Origin of the sequence: Rhizobium lentis, from assembly GCF_014200175.1 — a bacterium.
GTDB classification, from domain to species: Bacteria; Pseudomonadota; Alphaproteobacteria; order Rhizobiales; family Rhizobiaceae; genus Rhizobium; species Rhizobium mulingense.
On the sequence record NZ_JACHBD010000008.1, the window covers coordinates 274,686 to 294,703 of the forward strand.

Genomic DNA, 20,018 nt, shown 5'->3' on the forward strand with positions numbered 1-20,018 from the left:
CTCGGCTCAGGGCCGAGCATGACGGAGGGTGGGGTGGGGGGAAGGAGTCATTCACAACGCAGACGCCGGTACCACGGAGGCCATCTGCCAGCGAAACCAGGCAATGCCGGTCACGGCTTAAACTAACTTGTTGAGGGAATTTTATTGCGTCCTTCAAGCGAATTCGCTCCTGCTCATGACACCGATTTCAGCCGCTTGCCTTCCGGATCGTGGTTGATCGTCGCGGCAATATCCCTCGTCCAGGCGGAGACGGCCGGCACGCGGGCGCGGTCGACGCGGTAGGCAAATTTCTTCGCGACATCGACGATCTCGCCGAGCAGGCCGGCCTCCAGGGTGATCGGTTCGAGGCCGAGATCGAGGAATTTTTCGTTGCGAACGATCAGCTCGTTTTCGGCGGCTTCCTTGCGCGGATTGGGCAGCCAGGCAATCGTGGCGCCGCTGATCTTGGCGATCATCTCGGCAAGGTCGCGCACCCGGTGGGTCTCCGTCATCTGATTGAAGATCTCGACGCGGGCGCCGCGGGCAGGAGGATTCTGCAGTGCCAGCTCAATGCAGCGCACCGAATCCTGGATATGGATGAAGGCGCGGGTCTGGCCGCCGGTGCCGTGCACGGTCAGCGGATAGCCGATCGCCGCCTGAATGAGGAAGCGGTTCAGCACCGTGCCGTAATCGCCGTCGTAATCGAAACGGTTGATGAGCTGCGCGTGGCGTCGCGTCTGTTCGGTATGCGTGCCCCAGACGATGCCCTGGTGCAGGTCGGTGATCCGCAAGCTGTCGTTCTTGGCGTAGAACTGGAAGAGAAGTTGATCCAGGCACTTGGTCATGTGATAGATCGAGCCGGGATTGGCGGGATAAAGAATCTCCTGGCTGACCGTCTTGCCGCCCGCTGTTTCGATGCCGACCGGCAGATAGCCTTCGGGAATCGCTGCGCCCACAGTCGAATAGCCGTAGACGCCCATGGTGCCGAGATGGATGAGGTGGGCGTCGAGGCTGAGCTCGGTCAGTGCGTTCAAGAGGTTATGTGTGGCGCTGACATTGTTGTTGACTGTGTAATTCTTGTGGCGGTCGCTCTTCATCGAATAGGGAGCGGCGCGCTGCTCGGCGAAATGGATGATGGCATCGGGCCGGTGCTCGGAAAGCCATTTCTTCAGGAGCTCATAATCCTTGGCGAGGTCGATCAGATTGAAGTGGATGCGGCGTCCCGTCTCCGCATGCCAGATGCGGGTGCGTTCCTGGATCGAATCCATCGGCGTCAGCGATTGAACGCCAAGTTCGGTGTCGATCCAGCGGCGCGAGAGATTGTCGAGGATATGGATGTCATGACCGGCGTCGGAAAGGTGGAGCGAGGTGGGCCAACCAATGAAACCGTCTCCGCCCATAACCGCAATTTTCATCACATCGTCTCCTGATCAATCTCATTTATCGGGAATAGTTAGGAATTATGACAATCATTCAATGCTTGTCGCTCGGGCATTCATTGCTTGCCTGTCGAGAAGCGTTGCGCCAAAGAGGGCACCGGAGTTTGGAGAAAATTATGACGGAACGCCCTTTTTCCATCTCGGGAGAGCTGACCGAGACCGGACACCGCCTCGTCCAGCGGGTCTATTATGAAGATACGGATTTCTCCGGCCTGGTCTATCACGCCCGCTATTTGCATTTCCTGGAGCGCGGCCGCACCGATTATTTGCGCTGCCTCGGCGTCGAGCAGCGCGAGCTCGTCAGCGCCGACGAGGAGGGGCTTGTCTTCGTCGTCCATCGCATGGAGATCGACTTCAAGAGCCCGGCGCGCATGGACGACGTGCTGACGATCCTGACGCACACGGAAAAGGCCGGCGGCGCCAAGATGGTGCTCAACCAGCAGATCCGTTGCGGCGAGATGCTGCTAATTTCAGCCAAGGTGATCATCGCCGTCATCAACGCCAAGGGGCGGCCGAGAAGGCTGCCGGAAACGCTGGCGGTGAAATTCCTGGAAGGCAGTATGCCCTTATAGCGCCGAATCGCCTGAAATTCGGCCTTGTCAAAACTTGAGCTTTCTGGGAAGGAATTCTCCGCGCTGCGGGATGGCGCTCTTTCGGCAGCCGGACCTTGCTCTGGTTCAAGTAATCCATGGAACAAAATCTTGCGAATACAGGCTTGCTGTCACAGTCCGGCACTAACGATCTATTAACCATAATAGTGTCTTACTGGGAAAGTCGGAGTTTGTGCGGTGCACGCCTTCCTTTGACCAAATTTGACGGCAAGAAGGCGGAAGATGAGCTTGGAAGCTTGACCAGGGCTTTGGGCGGCGGCCGCCGGACACTTCTTGCGAGATCACTTTGTGCCGCCCGGTCCAGCACCGGGCGTTTGGATTCGGGGATTTTGGATCAATGGAACAAGTAGGATTGGCAGCAGCCACGACGGACGTCAGCCTCTGGTCGCTTTTCATGCAGGCCGGCATCGTCGTCAAGCTCGTCATGCTCGGGCTCATCGCAGCCTCTGTGTGGACCTGGGCGATCGTCATCGACAAATACCTGGCCTATGGCCGCGCACGGCGCCAGTTCGACAAGTTCGAACAGGTGTTCTGGTCGGGCCAGTCGCTGGAAGAACTCTATCGCTCCCTGTCGGAGCGCAACAATACCGGCCTGGCGTCGATCTTCGTCGCGGCCATGCGCGAGTGGAAGAAATCCTTCGAACGCGGCGCCCGCTCGCCGATCGGCCTGCAGATGCGAATCGACCGTGCGATGGACGTGACGCTCGCCCGTGAAACAGAATATCTCGGCGCCCGTCTCGGGTCGCTTGCGACGATCGGTTCGGCCGGTCCGTTCATCGGCCTGTTCGGCACGGTCGTCGGTATCATGACCTCGTTCCAGGCGATCGCCGGCTCGAAGTCGACCAATCTCGCGGTCGTGGCGCCCGGTATCGCCGAAGCGTTGCTCGCCACCGCGATCGGCCTTGTCGCCGCTATTCCGGCGGTTATCGCCTATAACAAGTTCTCCGCCGATGCCGGCAAGCTCTCGGCGCGTATGGAAGGTTTCGCGGACGAATTCTCCGCCATACTTTCGCGCCAGATCGACGAGAAGCTGCAGCCGCGTGCTGCCGCTCAGTAACCAACGGAGTATTCTGACATGGGTATGGCTGTTGGAGGCAATGGCGGCGGGGGCGGTGGACGCCGCCGTCGCGGCGGTCGGAATAGGGCCGTCATCTCCGAAATCAACGTGACGCCGCTCGTCGACGTCATGCTGGTGCTTCTGATCATCTTCATGGTCGCCGCACCGATGATGACCGTCGGCGTGCCGATCGACCTGCCGGAAACGCAGGCCAAAGCATTGAATTCCGAGACGCAGCCGATCACTATTTCCGTCAAGAACGACGGGGAGGTGTTCTTGCAGGAAACCCCGATCCCGGCCGCCGAGATCGCCGCCAAGCTCGAGGCGATCGCCACCACCGGTTATAACGAACGCATCTTCGTGCGCGGCGACGCAACTGCGCCTTACGGCGTCATCGCCGACGTCATGGCGCGCATCCAAGGCGCCGGCTTCAAGAATATCGGCCTGGTGACGCAGCAGAAGAAGGACCAATAGCGTTCAAGATGAAGACCAGCGTCGTCACATCTGCTGTTCTGCACTGCCTGGTGCTTACCTGGGCGATGGTGTCGCTGAGCGCCCCGGAATCCTTCAAGGTGGAGGATTTCGAGGCGATGCCGGTCGATCTCGTGCCGGTAGAATCCATTACCCAGATGCAGCAGGGCGACAAGAAGGCGCCGAAGAAGGAGACGTCTGCGCCAGTGCCGACGACACGGCCGCCGATCGCGCAGCCGGCCGAAAATGCCGGCGACAACAATATCGACCTGAAGACGCCGCCGGTGCCGAACGCCAAGCCGAGCAACAGCGAGGCGGCTGCCGCCAATTCCAGCGAAAAGCCGCAGCCGAAGACCGATCCTGTCCCGAACGATGTCAAGGATATCGTCAAGGAGGAAACAGAAGTCGAGCAGCCGAAAGAAGTCGCCTCCATTCCGCCGCCGAAACCCGTCGAAGTGACGCCGCCCAAGCCGGAGGAAAAGCCACCGGAAGAACAGGCCAAGCCCGAGGAGCCGCCGAAGCCGGAAGCCGAGGCGCTGCCGGACAACGTGCCGACCCCCGTCGCCAAGCCGCAGGTGAAGCCGCCGGAACCGCAGAAGCCAGCCGAAAAACCGCCGGAAAAGGCCCAGGAGCAGCCGAAGACCGCTGACAAGCCGACCGAGAAGAAGAAGGCGGACCAGAAGCAGGAAACGGCGAAATCGGCTTCATCGATGAAAAGCGATTTCAATGCGGACGAGATTTCAGCCTTGCTGAACAAGACCGATCCTTCCGCCGGCGGCGCCAAGCGCTCGACGCAGGAGGCATCGCTGGGCGCCAAGAAGAGCAATGGTGGTTCCAAGCTGTCGATGAGCGAGATGGATGCGTTGAAGAGCGCCATCGCCGGCAACTGGACGGTCATCCCCGGCATGGAAGGCATGGGCGACGTTCGCATCAAGGTCCACATGAATCTCGACCAGGACGGCAATATTATCGGCGAGCCGGAGGTTGAGGCAGTCGGTGGTGACAACGAGTCGACGCGCCGGGCACTCGCCGGCGGCGCTTATCGCGCCATCATGAAATCGGCACCTTTCTCTTCCCTTCCAAAAGACAAATACGATGCCTGGAGCGAAGTCGTCGTCAATTTCGACCCGAGCGATCTGGGAATTTAAATGCTGAAAGGCTTTTACTCCATGAACAAGTGTTCCTTTTTCCGCGCAATTGCGGTCGCTGCCGGTCTCATGACCATTGCTGCGTTGGCGACACCGGCGAATGCGCTGGTCGAGATCAACATCAACAAGGGTAACGTCCAGCCATTGCCGATTGCTGTAACGGATTTCCTTCAGGGCAACATGGGCGCGCAGGTCTCGCAGGTGATTGCCGCCGACCTGCAGCGTTCCGGTCTGTTTGCGCCGATCAACAAGACAGCCTTCATCGAGAAGATTTCTAATCCGGATGCTTCGCCGCGGTTCGAGGACTGGAAGGTCATCAATGCCCAGGCGCTGGTAACTGGTCGTGTCACACAGGAGGCGGACGGTCGTCTGCGCGCCGAGTTTCGTCTCTGGGATACATTTGCCGGGCAGCAGATGACCGGTCAGCAGTTCTACACGCAGCCGGAGAACTGGCGGCGCGTCGCTCACATCATTGCTGACGCAATCTATAAGCAGATCACCGGCGAAGAGGGCTATTTCGACACCCGTGTCGTCTTCGTTTCCGAATCCGGCACCAAGCAGCAGCGCAAGCGGCAGCTGGCGATCATGGACCAGGATGGCTTCAACGTGCGCATGCTGACCGACGGCAGCGACCTGGTGCTGACGCCGCGCTTCTCGCCCAACCGGCAGGAAGTCACCTACATGTCCTTCGCCAACCAGCAGCCGCGCGTCTATCTGCTGCAGCTCGAAACCGGGCAGCGCGAGGTCGTCGGCAACTTCCCGGGCATGACGTTCTCGCCGCGCTTTTCGCCGGATGGGCAGAAGGTGATCATGAGCCTGCAGCAGGAAGGCAATTCCAACATCTATACGATGGACCTGCGCTCGCGCACGACGACGCGGCTGACCTCGACGGCGGCGATCGATACTTCGCCCTCCTATTCGCCGGATGGCGCCCGCGTCAGCTTCGAAAGCGACCGCGGCGGCAAGCCGCAGATCTATGTGATGAATGCGGATGGTTCCGGCCAGACCCGCATTTCCTTCGGTGACGGCTCCTATTCGACGCCGGTCTGGTCGCCGCGCGGCGATCTCATCGCCTTCACCAAGCAGTCCGGCGGCAAGTTCTCGATCGGCGTGATGAAGCCGGACGGTTCGGGCGAGCGCATCCTGACGACCGGCTTCCACAATGAAGGCCCGACCTGGGCGCCGAACGGCCGCGTGCTGATGTTCTTCCGCCAGGCGGCAGGTGCCGGCGGTCCGCAGCTCTATTCGATCGACCTCACCGGTTACAACGAGCAGCTTGTGAAGACACCAACCTACGGTTCCGACCCGGCTTGGTCGCCGCTTCTGGAGTAGCAGGCGCGGCAATGCCTTCATGTCGCCTCAGAATCATGAAACCGGGCGGCTACGGGACAAATCAGTAAATTGTTAACCATAATCTTTGAGGGGCGGTTAACCGAGTGCGGTTACTGTCCGGAAACCCTGAAATCGCAAGGAGACCCGGCCATGAGCCGAATTCACACCCCGGCAATGAGCCGCATGCAGAATTTCGCCCGCAACCCCGTCATGATCGCGCTTCTCGCCGGTCTCGCGCTCGCAAGCTGCGCCAAGAAGCCGCCGAACAGCGCCGGTGAACTCGGCCTCGGCGCCGGCGCGGGTGGTGCCGCAACGCCGGGTTCGGCACAGGACTTCACGGTCAATGTCGGCGACCGCATCTTCTTCGATACCGACTCCTCGTCGATCCGCGCCGATGCCTCGCAGACGCTCGACCGTCAGGCGCAGTGGCTCGCCCGTTACCCGAACTACCAGATCACTGTCGAAGGTCATGCCGACGAACGCGGCACGCGCGAATACAACCTGGCGCTCGGCGCCCGACGTGCTGCCGCCGCCAAGGATTACCTCGCTTCGCGCGGCGTTCCGGCGCAGCGCATGAAGACGATCTCCTACGGCAAGGAACGCCCAGTCGCCGTCTGCGACGATATTTCCTGCTGGTCGCAGAACCGCCGCGCGGTCACCGTGCTCGGCGGTGCCGGCATGTAATTTGCCGATATCATTCGTCTCCGGAAGGCGGTCCCGTCAGGGGCCGCCTTTTCTTTTTGACCACACTTTGGCCAGACTCCGTTGCTTTTTGACAGCAATTGGAAAAGTCTCCTGTTCGTGCCTCCAAGCGCGAAGAATCACTGGGACAGGACGATACATATGAAGAAACTTGTCGTGGCAGGCATGCTGTGCCTCGCGGCTGTGACCGGGAGCGAACGGGCGGCCTATTCGGCCTCGTTCTTCGGGCTGCATCTGGGCGGCCGATCCGCGGAAAACCAGGCGGCGGCGCCCGTTATCAAGGTGCAGAGCGGCGACGCCGAGGTTCGCGTGCAGCAGCTCGAAGAGCAGCTGCGACAGCTGAACGGCCGAATCGAGGAGATGAGCTTCCAGCTGCTGCAGATGCAGGAGACGATCCGCAAGCAGCAGGAAGACAATGAATTCCGCTTCCAGCAGCTTGAAAAAACCGGTTCCGGCGGTGGTGGCGCCAAGGCGCCTGTCAAGAAGAGCGAGACTGATGCCGCTCCGGCAGCGTCCGGTGGCGATGATGTCGCGAGAGTGATCCAAGCACCGCAGGGAGCCGAAACGGCTCCCTCCACCGATGTGCCTGATAATACCGGCCTCGGCCAGCCGCCGAAGCAACTCGGCTCAATCGACTTCGATCAGAACGGCAACCCGATCGGCGGAACCGTCGACGAAAATGCCACCATCGGCTCCGGCCCCATTCCCGATGCAAATGGCCGCACACCCCAGCAGACGGCCTCGCTCGGCAGTGAGGCGGATCAGTACAAGGCAGCGTACGGCCACGTCCTGTCAGGCGATTACGGCACTGCAGAGCAGGAATTCAACCAGTACATCGCCCGTTACCCAAGTAGCGCGCGGGCCGCTGACGCCAATTTCTGGCTCGGCGAAGCGCTCTATTCGCAAGGTAAATATAACGAGGCGGCCAAGACTTTCCTCAACGCTCACCAGAAATACGGCAGCTCGGAAAAGGCGCCGGAAATGCTGCTGAAACTCGGCATGTCGCTTGCGGCCCTCGATAATAAGGAGACGGCTTGCGCGACGCTGCGCGAGGTCTCGAAGCGCTATCCGAAGGCGTCACGCGCCGTCATAAGCAAGGTTGCGAGCGAACAAAAACGCCTCGCCTGCTAAGGTCTTCCGGAATGTCTCCGGAAGCCGCATCGCCTCGAGCGGCGATCCTCCAGCTCCTCGAATCGCTTCAAAGTCCTGCGCGCCTTCTCGTCGCGATATCGGGCGGCAGCGATTCCATCGGCCTGCTTCTCCTCCTCGACGAAGCCGTGAAGGCCGCGCCTCATCGCAAGATTTCACTCTGTGCTGCCACTGTCGATCACCGGCTGCGGGCCGGCTCCGCGGACGAAGCGCAACAGGTCGCCGCGCTCTGTGCATCGCTCGGCATTCCCCACATCATCGCAGTCTGGCAGGGCGAAAAGCCGAAAACCGGCATCATGGCCGCGGCCCGCGAGGCTCGCTACGACCTCTTGGCGGAATCGGCAGAGAGGCTCGGCGCCAGTCTCATCGTCACCGGCCATACGCTCGACGATCAGCGTGAAACATTGCAGATGCGCGGCGTGCGAACGGAGCAGCTTTCATCAGGCATCGCCGATGCGGTGCTTTTCGATCGGCGGTTCTGGATTTTGCGGCCGCTTCTCTTTTCCAGCCGGACAGATATCCGCGCTTTTCTCAAAGATCAGGGTGTTTCGTGGATCGACGACCCCAGCAATGAGGATGTGAAATACGAGCGCGTGCGGGTGCGCCGGCAGCTATCCGCCGATCGAGCGACGGAGACGGATATTCGTGCGGCCTGGGAAGCGCGGCTGGCTCTGTCGTTGCGCGCCGCCGAATGGCTGGACCGCCATTTCAGGCTTCATGGCGGCCTGCTTGGGCAGGTATCTGTTGATGGTTTGCGGCAGGATCGCGCAGTTCTGGACTATGCGCTCGGCCGTCTGACAGCCGTCTTCGGCGGGCAGGCATTCGTGCCAGGAAGGGCGCATATGGAGCGCCTTCTCTCGTTTGTCACCGGCGGGGAACCGGGGCGGATGACTACCGGTCGAGTCGTGTTCGATCGCAGGCGTGACGGGCTTTATTTGGCGCGTGAGAACCGGGGGATTGTACCGATGATTTTGCGGCCGGGAGAGGCGGGGGTGTGGGATGGGAGGTTTGAAGCCGTAAACGGTTCCGGAGCGACCGTAAGGATAGAAGCGCAGGCCACCAGTTCCTCCCTCATTCCTGTGTCCTCAGGGCTTCGCCCGAGGGATGTCACAGGAATCCAGTCACCGCGCGTCGCCGCGGTGAATGACTCGACAATAAGTAGTGAGTCTTCCGCGCCCAAGGACCTGGGCGCCCTGGATTCCTGTGACGAGCACAGGAATGAGGGGGAGTGGAGCAGGGGCCTGCCCAAGGCGGCATGGAAACGTGCCGTCGCCTCAGCGCCGGCTTTTTCCGTCGATGGAGACCCCCTATCTCGGGAATCTTCCGGCTCGATCCATCTGACGTCCTATTTCGCACCCTTCGACCGCTTTTTGACACGATTTGATTTCATCTTCGCCGATAGGCTTTCGGCGGTTTTCGCGATGGCGCCCTATGCGGGACTGCCTTTAAGAAGTATTGACGGAAAAACCATCTGACCTGGGGGATTGCCTTGGCAACAGCACGGCGCAACCCTATGTTAGAATGAATAAGACGGTCGCCATGAGGCGGCTGTCCCAGTGCTGGGGAGTTCAATGAACCCTAACTTACGTAATTTTGCCTTGTGGGCGATCATCGCGCTTCTGCTGATCGCCCTGTTCAGTATGTTTCAGACGGCGCCGGCGCAGACGGGCTCCCGCGAAATCCCTTATTCGCAGTTTCTGCGTGAGGTCGATGCGGGCCGGGTGAAGGATGTCGTGGTCACGGGCAACCGTGTTTCCGGAAGCTATGTTGAAAACGGCACCACCTTTCAGACCTACTCCCCTGTAATCGACGACAGCTTGCTCGATCGCCTGCAGCAGAAGAATGTCCTGGTTTCCGCCCGTCCGGAAACGGATGGTTCCTCGGGGTTTCTGAGCTATCTCGGCACGCTCCTGCCGATGCTTCTCATTCTCGGCGTCTGGCTGTTCTTCATGCGGCAGATGCAAGGTGGCTCACGCGGCGCGATGGGCTTTGGCAAGTCCAAGGCCAAGCTTCTGACCGAAGCGCATGGCCGCGTGACCTTCGATGATGTCGCAGGCGTCGACGAGGCCAAGCAGGATCTCGAAGAAATCGTCGAATTCCTGCGTGATCCGCAGAAATTCCAGCGTCTCGGCGGCAAGATCCCACGCGGCGTGCTGCTCGTCGGCCCTCCGGGTACCGGCAAGACGCTGCTCGCCCGCTCGGTCGCCGGTGAAGCCAATGTTCCATTCTTCACGATTTCCGGTTCCGACTTCGTCGAAATGTTCGTCGGCGTCGGCGCAAGCCGCGTGCGCGACATGTTCGAACAGGCGAAGAAGAATGCGCCCTGCATCATCTTCATCGACGAAATCGATGCGGTCGGCCGCCATCGCGGCGCCGGTCTCGGCGGCGGCAACGACGAGCGCGAGCAGACGTTGAACCAGCTGCTGGTCGAAATGGACGGCTTCGAGGCGAATGAAGGCGTAATCCTGATCGCCGCCACCAACCGTCCCGACGTTCTCGACCCGGCGCTGCTGCGTCCCGGCCGTTTCGACCGGCAGGTCGTGGTGCCGAACCCTGACATCGTCGGGCGCGAGCGCATCCTCAAGGTGCATGCCCGCAATGTGCCGCTGGCGCCGAATGTCGATCTCAAGGTTCTCGCCCGCGGCACGCCCGGTTTCTCCGGGGCCGACCTGATGAACCTCGTCAACGAAGCCGCCCTGATGGCCGCCCGCCGCAACAAGCGTGTGGTCACCATGCAGGAATTCGAGGACGCCAAGGACAAGATCATGATGGGCGCCGAGCGCCGCTCCTCGGCGATGACCGAGGCGGAGAAGAAGCTCACCGCCTATCACGAAGCAGGCCACGCCATCACCGCGCTCAATGTCGCTGTCGCCGATCCGCTGCACAAGGCGACGATCATTCCGCGCGGCCGTGCGCTCGGCATGGTCATGCAGCTTCCCGAGGGCGACCGCTACTCGATGAGCTACAAGTGGATGGTGTCGCGCCTCTGCATCATGATGGGCGGCCGTGTCGCCGAAGAACTCACCTTCGGCAAGGAGAACATCACGTCGGGTGCCTCCTCCGACATCGAGCAGGCGACCAAGCTTGCCCGCGCCATGGTCACCCAGTGGGGCTTCTCCGATCAGCTCGGTCAGGTCGCCTATGGCGAGAACCAGCAGGAGGTGTTCCTCGGCCACTCGGTTTCGCAGTCGAAGAACGTGTCGGAAGCGACCGCGCAGAAGATCGACAATGAAGTCCGCCGCCTGATCGACGAGGCCTATACGCAGGCCCGTACGATCCTGACGGAAAAGCACGACGAATTCGTCGCTCTCGCCGAAGGCCTGCTGGAATATGAGACGCTGACCGGCGAAGAGATCAAGGCGCTGATTCGCGGCGAGAAGCCGTCTCGCGATCTCGGCGACGACTCACCGCCGAGCCGTGGTTCGGCCGTGCCGAAGGCCGGCGCGAGGCCTGCGACCAAGGGCGACGAGCCCGAAGCGGGCCTCGAACCGCAGCCGCATTGAGCCGCCAGCGCCATATTGAACAAGGCCGGATTTCCCAAGCGGGAGATCCGGCCTTTTCTATTGGTAACGGGATATAATCATTTTTCTTGCTAATTTACGTGCCGATCGCCGCATTTTGTGGCATTCCGCTGAATTGAGGCAAGCATGAATCACGCTCCTGGATTGACGACATTCCATTGAAGCCAGATTCGCTTGGAACGGTGCGCTGCCTTGAATGGCGCGCGGAAAGTGCAGGAGTGTAGATGAAAAGACGCTATTTCGGGACCGACGGCATTCGCGGCCAATCCAATGTCTTCCCGATGACACCGGATCTCGCCATGCGGGTCGGCATCGCCGCCGGCACGATCTTCCGTCGCGGCAATCATCGCCATCGCGTCGTCATCGGCAAGGATACGCGCCTTTCCGGCTATATGCTCGAAAACGCCATGGTCGCGGGTTTCACCGCCGCCGGCCTCGACGCCTTCATTCTCGGCCCGATCCCGACGCCTGCGGTCGCCATGCTGACCCGTTCGCTGCGCTGCGATATCGGCGTGATGATATCGGCTTCGCACAATCCCTACGAGGACAACGGCATCAAGCTGTTCGGCCCCGATGGCTATAAGCTGTCCGACGACATCGAGGCCGAGATCGAGGATTTGCTCGAAAAGGACCTAAGCACGCAGCTCGCCAAGTCCGATGACATCGGCCGCGCCAAGCGCGTCGACGGCGTGCATGACCGTTATATCGAACACGCCAAACGCACCCTGCCGCGCGACGTGACCCTCCAGGGCCTGCGGATCGCGATCGACTGCGCCAACGGCGCTGCCTATAAGGTGGCGCCTGCCGTGCTCTGGGAGCTCGGCGCCGACGTCGTCACCATCGGCAACGAGCCGAACGGCACCAATATCAATCTCAATTGCGGCTCCACCAGTCCGGTCGCGCTGCAGAAGAAGGTCGACGAGGTGCGTGCCGATATCGGCATCGCGCTCGATGGCGATGCAGACCGCGTCATCATCATCGATGAGAATGGTTCGATCGTCGACGGCGATCAGCTGATGGCCGTCATTGCCGAGAGCTGGGCCGAGAGCCAGCAGCTGCGTGGTAATGGCATCGTCGCCACTGTCATGTCCAACCTCGGCCTCGAGCGCTTTCTTGACGAGCGCGGCATGGCGCTCGCCCGCACGAAGGTCGGCGACCGTTATGTCGTCGAGCATATGCGCCAGCACAATTACAATGTCGGCGGTGAGCAGTCGGGCCATATCGTGTTGTCGGATTACGGCACGACGGGCGACGGCCTGGTTGCCGCGCTTCAAATCCTTGCCGCCGTCAAACGCACCGGCAGGACCGTCAGCGAGGTCTGCCGCCGCTTCGAGCCGGTGCCGCAGCTCTTGCGCAATGTCCGCATCAGCGGGGGCAAGCCGCTGGAGGATATCCAGGTGCAGAAGGCGATCGCCGATGCCGAAGCCGAGCTTGCGAAGACGGGACGGCTTGTCATCCGCCCCTCCGGCACCGAGCCGCTGATCCGCGTCATGGCTGAGGGCGACGATCGCGCCCAGATCGAGCGCATCGTCAACGAGTTGATCGGCACCATTTCAAACGTCCGTACCGCTGCCTGATTTTCTGAGGGCAGATCGGGCTCGGCGACATGGTTGGGCGTTTGCACCGATGCTCAGAGAGTGAGCGAGGCCCTCCCTCCGCCCTCATCCTGAGGTGCCCCGAAGGGGCCTCAAAAGACGAGGTCGGCCACCGGGCGCTATCCAACAATTCGGCGGGCTGTAAGTGCTCAGCCACCCGCCCCGTCCTTTCGAGGCTCCTGCTGGGCACCTCAGGATGAGGGCTAATCGGTGTGCCGTGTGGCTGAAGGATAGACCGGCGTGCTTTGCTCGTGAAGATTCGTTCGACACTACGCTCTACGGCAGAAAATCTAGCGCAAGTATCAGCCCATCCAACCCGACCGAGTCAGTTTATGCGGGGAATGGCATTGTCTGATTTTCGCTAGCGGATGACCTCCCTACACCCGCGTCTACGGTGTGAGTGGCTCCTTCGGCCCACCCTCACCACCGTCATGCTCGGCCTTGAGCCGAGCATCCACGCCGCATCCATCGGCAGCAGTGTCATGGATCCCAGGCTCAAGGCCTGGGATGACGGAGAGCGTGGTTGGCGTTTTCGTCAAACTCGTTGTCAGCGTACAGAGGGATACCACAACGGGTGGTTCATCACGCCGGCACCTACTACACGCTCCATCATCCTGTGCTCGTCACAGGAGTCGAGCCACGGCGTGTCGCTGCCGGGAATGACTCCTATACGATTAAGGGAGTTTCCCGCGCCCAAGGACTTGGGCGCATTGGATTGCTGTGACGAGCAGAGGAATGAGGCTGGGGTGAGCGTCCTAGCCGGATGATATTGCATGCCGCGTCACAGCTGGACGAGGATATGGGAAGAGCTAGCACGCAAAGCAGCCCAAACGCCTCGTCACGTCCATAACTTCGAAGGGCTTTACCGCGACAATCGAAGTTTCCTCTACATGAAGCTTCAAGATCTACAGTAAATAATCGTGGTTAAGCAGCTTTTAAGGTTTCCGGTTCATTATCCATACGAAGCGTATCAGATTGGCGGCGACTTGAGCCTGCCGATGTAACGGATTTTGGAGTGGGATCCATGAAAAGAAGCTTGTCCGGCATCTTCGCGGCATTGTTGATCGCGACAAATGCCTATTCCGCGGACTTCGCTCCGGCCGAGCCCATCCCGGAGCAGCCGCCCGAGGTGACGGTCAGTGAAGCGACGGGCTGGTACCTGCGCGGCGATGTCGGTTATGCCTTTACCGATCTGCGCGGTGCCCGTTATTTCCAGGGCAGCAATGCTACCGAAGTCGATTTCGACGACGCTGACCTCGACGACGCATGGACGATCGGCGGCGGTGTCGGTTACCAGATCAACAGCTACCTGCGCACCGATCTGACCTTCGATTATCTCACCCAGGCCGACTTCCGCGGCTCGACGGTCGGTCAGTGCGGCTTCCCGCTGGTGGATTGCACTTCGCGCGACCGCTCGTCGCTGACGGCCTATACGCTGCTCGCCAACGCCTATGTCGATCTCGGCACCTACGGCTACGTCACGCCTTATGTCGGCGCCGGTATCGGCGGCTCCTACGTCAAGTGGAAAAACCTGCGCAACGTCGCCTGCGCCGATGACGGCAGCTTCTGCGATGACGAGGTCACCCATGGCGGCAAGGGCAACTGGCGCTTTACTTACGCCCTCATGGCCGGCGCTTCGGTCGACGTTACCTGCAACATCAAGGCCGATGTCGGCTACCGCTACCTGCATATCGACGGCGGCAACATGTTCGGCTATGCCGAAAACGGCGGCCCGGGCCGCGACAAGGGTCTGAGCGTCCACGAAGCCCGCGTCGGCGCCCGCTATCTCTTTGGTGGATGCGCCCAGGCGAGCTACGAACCGCCGCCGGAAATCCCGCTGCAGCAGCCGGTCTACAAGTAAATTCAATCCGCTTGCATCAAAAAGCCGCCCCCGGTGGGGCGGCTTTTTTATTTCCGCCACTCCGCCTGCGTCAAAATATCTACCGGTTGCGACACTTCGATCTTGACTATGACGCCGCCGATCCATACACACGGCGGCGGGACACCCTTCCCCAACGAAGGGCTTTCTATCTGAGAGGATAGCATCATGGCGAAGACCGCAAAGCCGGACATCCGTCCGCATAATACCCATTTTTCTTCTGGCCCCTGCTCGAAGCGCCCCGGTTGGTCGCTCGAAGCCCTTTCCGACGCGGCCCTCGGCCGTTCGCACCGCGCGAAGGTCGGCAAGGCCAAGCTCAAGCAGGCCATCGACCTTACCCGTGAAATTCTCGAAGTGCCGGCGGATTACCGCATCGGCATCGTTCCGGCCTCCGACACCGGCGCCGTCGAAATGGCGCTCTGGTCGCTGCTCGGCGAACGCGGCGTCGACATGCTCGCCTGGGAAAGCTTCGGCGCCGGCTGGGTCACCGATGTCGTCAAGCAGCTGAAGCTCAAGGATGTGCGCAGGCTCGAAGCCGGTTACGGCGAGCTTCCCGATCTCTCGGCTGTCGATTTCGACCGTGACGTCGTCTTCACCTGGAACGGCACCACATCAGGTGTGCGCGTGCCGAACGGCGATTTCATCCCCGCCGACCGCAAGGGCCTGACGATCTGTGACGCCACTTCGGCCGCTTTCGCCCAGGAACTCGATTTCGCCAAGCTCGATGTCGTCACCTTCTCCTGGCAGAAGGTTCTGGGCGGCGAGGGCGCGCACGGCGTCATCATCCTTTCGCCGCGCGCCGTCGAGCGCCTCACCACCTACACGCCGGCCTGGCCGCTGCCGAAGATCTTCCGCATGACCTCGGGCGGCAAGCTGACGGAAGGCATCTTCCAGGGCGAGACGATCAATACGCCGTCGATGCTCTGCGTCGAGGACTATATCGATGCGCTGCTCTGGGCCAAAGAGCTCGGCGGTCTCAAGGCGCTGATCGCGCGCGCCGATGCCAATGCCAAGGTCATCCACGATTTCGTCGCGGCGAACGACTGGATCGCCAATCTCGCCGTCAAGGCGGAAACGGCCTCCAACACCTCCGTCTGCCTGAAGATCGTCGACAAGGACATCGCGGCGCTCGACGACGATGGACAGGCGAATTTCGCCAAGGGTCTGGTCGGCCTGCTGGAAAAGGAAGGTGTCGCCTATGACATCGGCCATTACCGCGACGCGCCGTCGGGTCTGCGCATCTGGGCCGGTGCCACGATCGAGGCATCCGACATGCAGAAGCTGATGCCCTGGCTTTCCTGGGCCTTCGAAACGCAGAAGGCACAGCTCTCCCAGGCTGCCGCCTGACGTGACAGCATCCGGCTCCGCCACAGGGCGGAGCCCTTGATTTCATCCATCGCTGAACATTTTTGAAGGAGTCCCTCATGGCACCTCGCGTTCTCGTATCCGACGAATTGTCGGAAACCGCCGTCCAGATCTTCCGCGACCGCGGCGTCGAAGTCGATTTCGAACCGCAGCTCGGCAAGGACAAGGACCGTCTGCTCGAAGTCATCGGCAAATATGATGGCCTCGCCATCCGTTCCGCCACCAAGGTGACTGAAAAGATCATCGAAGGGGCGAAGAACCTCAAGGTCGTCGGCCGCGCCGGCATCGGCGTCGACAATGTCGATATTCCGGCGGCCTCGCGCCGCGGCATCATCGTCATGAACACGCCCTTCGGCAATTCGATCACGACGGCCGAACACGCGATTGCGCTGATGTTCGCCGTCGCTCGCCAGCTTCCGGCAGCCGATACCTCGACGCAGGCCGGCAAATGGGAGAAGTCGAAATTCATGGGTGTCGAGATCACCGGCAAGACGCTCGGCGTCATCGGTGCCGGCAATATCGGCTCGATCGTCTGCGCCCGTGCCATCGGCCTCAAGATGCATGTCGTCGCCTACGACCCGTTCCTGTCCAAGGAGCGCGCCGAGGAGATGGGCGTCACCAAGGTCGAGCTGGACGAGCTTTTCGCCCGCGCCGATTTCATCACGCTGCACGTGCCGATGACCGACAGGACGCGCGGCATCCTCAACAAGGAAGCGCTGGCGAAGACGAAGCCCGGCGTGCGCATCATCAATTGCGCCCGCGGCGGCCTGGTCGATGAAGCGGCTCTCGCCGAAGCCATCAAGTCCGGCCATGTCGCGGGTGCCGCCTTCGACGTGTTCGAGGTCGAACCCGCCAAGGAAAGCCCGCTCTTCGGCCTGCCGAATGTCGTCTGCACGCCGCATCTCGGCGCTTCGACGACCGAGGCGCAGGAAAACGTCGCTCTGCAGGTGGCCGAACAGATGTCGGACTATCTCGTCAAGGGTGCGGTCTCCAACGCCATCAACATGCCGTCGATCACCGCGGAAGAAGCGCCGATCCTCAAGCCTTTCATCCGACTTGCCGACGTTCTCGGCGCCTTCGTCGGCCAGGTCACCGAGGAGCCGATCAAGGAAATCGAGATCCTTTATGACGGCGTCACTGCCAACATGAACACGCGGGCGCTGACGAGCGCGGTGCTCGCCGGTCTCATCCGCCCGCAGGTCGCCGACGTCAACATGGTTTCGGCGCCGATCATGATCAAGGAAAAGGGGATCGTGCTTTCCGAGGTCAAGCGCGACAAGACGGGCGTCTTCGACGGCTATATCAAGCTGACGGTGACGACCGAGAGCATGACGCGTTCGATCGCCGGCACGGTGTTTTCGGACGGCAAGCCGCGCTTTATCCAGATCAAGGGCATCAATCTTGATGCCGATGTCGGCTCGCACATGATCTACATCACCAATACCGACGTCCCTGGTATGATCGGCTTCATCGGCACGACGCTCGGTGCTGCCGGCGTCAACATCGCCAACTTCCAGCTCGGCCGCGACAAGCAGGGCGGCGACGCCATCGCGCTGCTCTATGTCGACGGCGAGGTGGAGGACGGCGTCCTCGAACGGCTGACGGCGCACCAGGCAATCCGCCAGGCAAAGCTGCTGACATTCAACATAGAGTGAGTTTCCTTCCTCACAAGGAAACAGGAGAACCCGGCGCCGGAAATGGCGCCGAGTTTTCTGCGTCAGCAATGGGTATATTTCAGTGAGGCAAGCACTTGCGGCGAACGATCTTGCCGAAACGGGCTCTATCGTCCTCAGCCTTGGTGCGATGAAGGAAGGCGCGCCTGCTGCCGTCGAGACCCTGGAAGAATTCGTCCCAGGAAATCTCCTCCTGGGTATCCGAGGAAAAATCGACGCGAACGGTTTCGCTGTCGCTCGCGTCCTTGATGCGTGCGGGATGGCCGCCTCGCTCTTCGATCCAGTGTCTGATCCTATTGTAATCCGCCGTCGTGCCGAACCTGGCCATGAAACCCTCCGCAGCATTCGATTGCGACATTGATCACCGGCAACGCATGATCGAAAGAATAGTTCCATAGGGCGATAATTATCTGCTCGACGATTTGCGGTTGAGCCAGCTGGTGCTCAAGCATTCGTTATTTTGAGAACGGCGGCCGGAGCGGCATAATTGGCATTGGCTGGAAGGAGGATGCATATGAAACCCTATTCATTCTCGATAATAGGACTGGCGCTCATGACCGCCGTGATCGCCAATCCAGGCATCGCATTCGCCTGCAACAAGCTGATCGGCACCTGAGCCGCACCCCCGCTTTCAAGGCGCGGCTTCGGCCGCGCCTTCCTTTCTCACTGGCGAAACCGATCGGCCTCCCGAACGCCGCCCCTTGCGTCCCGATACAATCCTTTCTATATCGATCGCTGATCGAAAGGCGGCCGATCCCGCCTGATACAGCAATCCGCCGCAATTGCAGCGCAAGGGCGGATGATGAGCGCGCAGAATTTGGCACTACCGTTGAACACACTGGATTTTGACAAGAAGCCGGAAGAGACCCGCGTCGTCGTCGCCATGTCGGGCGGCGTCGATTCCTCCGTCGTAGCCGGCCTTCTCAAACAGCAGGGTTACGACGTGCTCGGCATTACGCTGCAGCTTTACGATCATGGCGCCGCCGTTCATCGCGCCGGGTCGTGCTGCGCCGGCCAGGATATCGACGATGCCCGCCGCGTCTGCGAGACGCTCGGCATTCCGCATTACGTGCTCGATTACGAAAAGCGCTTTCGCGAGACGGTGATCAATCCCTTCGCCGAAAGCTATGTGGCCGGCGAAACGCCGATCCCTTGCGTTTCCTGCAACCAGACCGTCAAGTTCGCCGATCTTCTGGCGACCGCCAAGGAGCTCGGCGCCGATGCGCTGGCGACCGGCCACTATATCCGTTCGCGGCCGAACCCTTCGCCCGAACATCCCCGCCGCCGTGCGCTGTTCCGTCCGGCCGACGCCGACCGCGACCAGAGCTATTTCCTGTTCGCCACGACGCAGGAGCAGATCGATTATCTGCGCTTTCCGCTCGGCGGCCTGCCGAAGGCCGAGACCCGCCGGCTGGCCGAAGAGATGGGCCTCGTCGTCGCGAAGAAGGCCGACAGCCAGGACATCTGCTTCGTGCCGCAGGGCAAATATTCCGACATCATCACCAAGCTGAAGCCGAATGCGGCGCTTGCCGGCGAGATCGTCCATCTCGACGGCCGCGTATTGGGAAGCCATGAAGGCATCCTGCATTTCACCATCGGCCAGCGCCGAGGCATCGGCATCGCCACCGGCGAACCGCTCTATGTCGTCTATCTCGACGCTCGGTCGCGCCGCGTCATCGTCGGCCCGAAGGAGGCGCTGGAAACCCACCGCGTCTATCTGCGCGACGTCAACTGGCTCGGCGACGAGACGCTTGCGGAAGCAGCGTCCGGCGAAGGCTTTGGCTGTTACGCCAAGGTCCGCTCGACCAGGGCGCCGGCGCCGGCCGTGCTGCATGTCGATTCCACCGGCACCTATGTCGATCTGACGGTCGGCGAGGCCGGCATTGCTCCCGGCCAGGCCTGCGCGCTCTATTCCGCACCCGGCGACGACGCCCGCGTCTTCGGCGGCGGCTTCATCGAGCGCTCCGAGCGCGAACCCTCGGCCGAGGCTTCGCTCAAGGCGCTGCTCGCCAGCCCCGTCGCCGCCTGAAACCGATGGAGAGGGCGGGCGGCCAAGCCCAGCGTTTTTCTCTATCATGCGCTTGACACAAAGCCGAA

Annotated in this window: 16 protein-coding genes; 14 read left to right on the forward strand and 2 right to left on the reverse strand. The window is 61.2% G+C overall.

Going from position 1 to position 20,018, the window contains the following annotated elements; translation table 11 throughout:
• Nucleotides 1–173 precede the first annotated feature (173 nt).
• Nucleotides 174–1,394 (reverse strand): NAD-dependent epimerase/dehydratase family protein, encoded by a 1,221-nt coding sequence (locus GGI60_RS20205; RefSeq protein ID WP_183918110.1) that lies wholly within the window; start codon nucleotides 1,392–1,394, stop codon nucleotides 174–176.
• 140 nt (nucleotides 1,395–1,534) lie between these two features.
• On the opposite strand from GGI60_RS20205, the gene ybgC reads away from it, so the two are divergent.
• The 13 genes from ybgC to serA all read left to right on the forward strand — a co-directional run bounded on the left by ybgC (nucleotide 1,535) and on the right by serA (nucleotide 17,903).
• Nucleotides 1,535–1,990: a tol-pal system-associated acyl-CoA thioesterase gene (gene ybgC, locus GGI60_RS20210; RefSeq protein WP_183918112.1), complete on the forward strand. Its 456-nt coding sequence runs from the start codon at nucleotides 1,535–1,537 to the stop codon at nucleotides 1,988–1,990.
• Between the two features lie 376 nt (nucleotides 1,991–2,366).
• The gene (gene tolQ, locus GGI60_RS20215; protein ID WP_004671617.1) at nucleotides 2,367–3,086 is read left to right on the forward strand and encodes a protein TolQ; all 720 of its coding nucleotides are present in this window, start codon (nucleotides 2,367–2,369) and stop codon (nucleotides 3,084–3,086) included.
• An 18-nt stretch (nucleotides 3,087–3,104) separates the two neighbouring features.
• Nucleotides 3,105–3,560, forward strand: coding sequence for a protein TolR (gene tolR / locus GGI60_RS20220; RefSeq protein ID WP_003542730.1), 456 nt, complete (start codon nucleotides 3,105–3,107; stop codon nucleotides 3,558–3,560).
• Nucleotides 3,561–3,568: 8 nt separating this feature from the next.
• Nucleotides 3,569–4,705 carry a hypothetical protein gene (locus GGI60_RS20225; protein WP_183918115.1) on the forward strand — a complete coding sequence of 379 codons (1,137 nt, stop codon included), beginning with the start codon at nucleotides 3,569–3,571 and terminating at the stop codon, nucleotides 4,703–4,705.
• A 21-nt stretch (nucleotides 4,706–4,726) separates the two neighbouring features.
• Nucleotides 4,727–6,037 (forward strand): Tol-Pal system beta propeller repeat protein TolB, encoded by a 1,311-nt coding sequence (gene tolB / locus GGI60_RS20230; RefSeq protein ID WP_183918117.1) that lies wholly within the window; start codon nucleotides 4,727–4,729, stop codon nucleotides 6,035–6,037.
• A gap of 150 nt (nucleotides 6,038–6,187) precedes the next feature.
• The gene (gene pal / locus GGI60_RS20235; protein WP_064683354.1) at nucleotides 6,188–6,721 is read left to right on the forward strand and encodes a peptidoglycan-associated lipoprotein Pal; all 534 of its coding nucleotides are present in this window, start codon (nucleotides 6,188–6,190) and stop codon (nucleotides 6,719–6,721) included.
• A gap of 159 nt (nucleotides 6,722–6,880) precedes the next feature.
• The gene (ybgF, locus tag GGI60_RS20240) at nucleotides 6,881–7,870 is read left to right on the forward strand and encodes a tol-pal system protein YbgF (RefSeq protein WP_183918118.1); all 990 of its coding nucleotides are present in this window, start codon (nucleotides 6,881–6,883) and stop codon (nucleotides 7,868–7,870) included.
• A gap of 11 nt (nucleotides 7,871–7,881) precedes the next feature.
• On the forward strand, nucleotides 7,882–9,363 hold the full coding sequence (tilS, locus tag GGI60_RS20245) for a tRNA lysidine(34) synthetase TilS (RefSeq protein WP_183918121.1): 1,482 nt from the start codon (nucleotides 7,882–7,884) through the stop codon (nucleotides 9,361–9,363).
• A 96-nt stretch (nucleotides 9,364–9,459) separates the two neighbouring features.
• The gene (gene ftsH, locus GGI60_RS20250) at nucleotides 9,460–11,391 is read left to right on the forward strand and encodes an ATP-dependent zinc metalloprotease FtsH (RefSeq protein WP_038691074.1); all 1,932 of its coding nucleotides are present in this window, start codon (nucleotides 9,460–9,462) and stop codon (nucleotides 11,389–11,391) included.
• Nucleotides 11,392–11,633: 242 nt separating this feature from the next.
• On the forward strand, nucleotides 11,634–12,986 hold the full coding sequence (gene glmM / locus GGI60_RS20255; RefSeq protein ID WP_064683357.1) for a phosphoglucosamine mutase: 1,353 nt from the start codon (nucleotides 11,634–11,636) through the stop codon (nucleotides 12,984–12,986).
• Nucleotides 12,987–14,028: 1,042 nt separating this feature from the next.
• Nucleotides 14,029–14,865: an outer membrane protein gene (locus tag GGI60_RS20260; RefSeq protein ID WP_183918123.1), complete on the forward strand. Its 837-nt coding sequence runs from the start codon at nucleotides 14,029–14,031 to the stop codon at nucleotides 14,863–14,865.
• A 186-nt stretch (nucleotides 14,866–15,051) separates the two neighbouring features.
• Nucleotides 15,052–16,230, forward strand: coding sequence for a phosphoserine transaminase (locus GGI60_RS20265; protein ID WP_183918124.1), 1,179 nt, complete (start codon nucleotides 15,052–15,054; stop codon nucleotides 16,228–16,230).
• A gap of 77 nt (nucleotides 16,231–16,307) precedes the next feature.
• Nucleotides 16,308–17,903 carry a phosphoglycerate dehydrogenase gene (serA, locus tag GGI60_RS20270; RefSeq protein WP_183918125.1) on the forward strand — a complete coding sequence of 532 codons (1,596 nt, stop codon included), beginning with the start codon at nucleotides 16,308–16,310 and terminating at the stop codon, nucleotides 17,901–17,903.
• Nucleotides 17,904–17,982: 79 nt separating this feature from the next.
• Here the strand turns inward: serA and GGI60_RS20275 are convergent, their stop codons facing one another.
• Nucleotides 17,983–18,249 (reverse strand): hypothetical protein, encoded by a 267-nt coding sequence (locus GGI60_RS20275; protein ID WP_183918126.1) that lies wholly within the window; start codon nucleotides 18,247–18,249, stop codon nucleotides 17,983–17,985.
• Nucleotides 18,250–18,750: 501 nt separating this feature from the next.
• On the opposite strand from GGI60_RS20275, the gene mnmA reads away from it, so the two are divergent.
• The gene (gene mnmA, locus GGI60_RS20280; RefSeq protein WP_183918127.1) at nucleotides 18,751–19,950 is read left to right on the forward strand and encodes a tRNA 2-thiouridine(34) synthase MnmA; all 1,200 of its coding nucleotides are present in this window, start codon (nucleotides 18,751–18,753) and stop codon (nucleotides 19,948–19,950) included.
• The last annotated feature ends 68 nt before the right edge of the window (nucleotides 19,951–20,018 follow it).